The sequence below is a fragment of the Actinoallomurus acaciae genome (assembly GCF_042429965.1).
In the GTDB taxonomy this organism is placed as follows: Bacteria; Actinomycetota; Actinomycetes; order Streptosporangiales; family Streptosporangiaceae; genus Actinoallomurus; species Actinoallomurus acaciae.
The window spans coordinates 1-1,120 of the sequence record NZ_JBHLZP010001094.1 but is presented as its reverse complement, the minus strand read 5'-3'; the positions used below and the strand labels follow the sequence as shown (position 1 = coordinate 1,120).

Genomic DNA, 1,120 nt, shown 5'->3' with positions numbered 1-1,120 from the left:
GCCCGCCGTCCCGCCACGCGGAACGGCTGCAGGATCCCGGCCACGGCACCGCCCAGCCGCAGCGCCTCGGCGCGGACCGCCCGCAGGTCGGGCGCGTCCAGCCCGCCGTTCGACCCGTGGGTCAGCACCAGCAGGAACGCCGGGTCCGCCACCTCGTCCAGGGTGACCTCGGCCGGCCCCGCCGCCGTCGCCACCTCCCACGTCGCCGCCATGGCACGCACCGTACTCCACCCGCGTCCGGGTACCCCTCCCCGGTGTGGCCCGGCCGCGCACGGGTGATGATCTGACCATGGCTGAGACGATGAGCACGGCCGAGTGGCGGGAGTTCGTCTCGAGCGGCACCCGTACCGGAAAGGCCGCGGTGACCCGTGCCGACGGAACACCCCACGTGACGCCCATCTGGTTCCTGCTCGACGGGGACGACCTGGTCTTCACCACGCACGAGTCGAGCACCAAGGGCCGGGCGCTGCGCCGCGACCCGCGTGTCTGCGTGTGCGTGGACGACGACACGCCGCCGTTCTCGTTCGTGTCCCTGTGGGGGCGGGCGACGCTGTCCGCGGACCTGGACGAGGTACGCGGGTGGGCGACCCGGCTCGGCGACCGCTACATGGGCGCCGAGCGCGCCGCGGAGTACGGCGCGCGCAACGGCGTGCCCGGCGAGCACCTCGTCCGCGTGCGGATCGAGAAGGTGGTGGCGGTGCGGGACATCGCCGACTGACCGGCGCGCGCGACCATCGCCGGCTCACTCGTCGCCCGGCCACCTCGGCGGTGGTACCGGCCCGTCCGAGCCCATGACCTGCCGCAGGCGTTCGGCGAAGCTCTCCTTCAGCGCCTCGCCCCAGGCGTACTCCTCCGGCACCCGGAGGAGCTGGCCGAGCAGCTCGTACGCCTCGGCGGACAGCCCCTCGCGGCCCTCGGCGTGACGCATCGCGGCGATGGCGTACATGTGGTCGAGCGCGCCGAACGCCTCGCCGGCCAGCAGCGGCAGCGCGCCGGCCCGTGCCGCGGCCTCGATGTCGTCCTCCCACCACAGGTGCTCGCCGCCGTCGGTGGCGAACGTGCGCCGCAGCCGGCCGCGTACGTGCTCGCCCAGGGCCGGGTCGTCCAGCCCGCGGCGCCA

The 1,120-nt window shown here is 75.2% G+C and carries 1 protein-coding gene and 2 pseudogenes; 1 reads left to right on the top strand and 2 read right to left on the bottom strand.

The genetic code is table 11. The annotated features are described in order from the left end of the window. Window positions 1-212, bottom strand: a pseudogene (locus tag ACFFNX_RS50770) (alpha/beta family hydrolase); the annotation flags it as partial. A gap of 77 nt (window positions 213-289) precedes the next feature. On the opposite strand from ACFFNX_RS50770, the gene ACFFNX_RS50765 reads away from it, so the two are divergent. Further along, a complete protein-coding gene (locus ACFFNX_RS50765; RefSeq protein WP_378213673.1) occupies window positions 290-718 on the top strand; it encodes a PPOX class F420-dependent oxidoreductase in 429 nt (142 codons plus the stop codon). 24 nt (window positions 719-742) lie between these two features. On the opposite strand, the pseudogene ACFFNX_RS50760 reads toward ACFFNX_RS50765, so the two are convergent. Then, window positions 743-1,120: pseudogene (locus ACFFNX_RS50760) on the bottom strand (tetratricopeptide repeat protein); the annotation flags it as partial.

Coding starts and splice junctions, on each gene's coding strand:
- ACFFNX_RS50765 (WP_378213673.1), top strand. CDS start 290: ATGGCTGAGACGATGAGCACGGCCGAGTGGCGGGAGTTCGTCTCGAGC.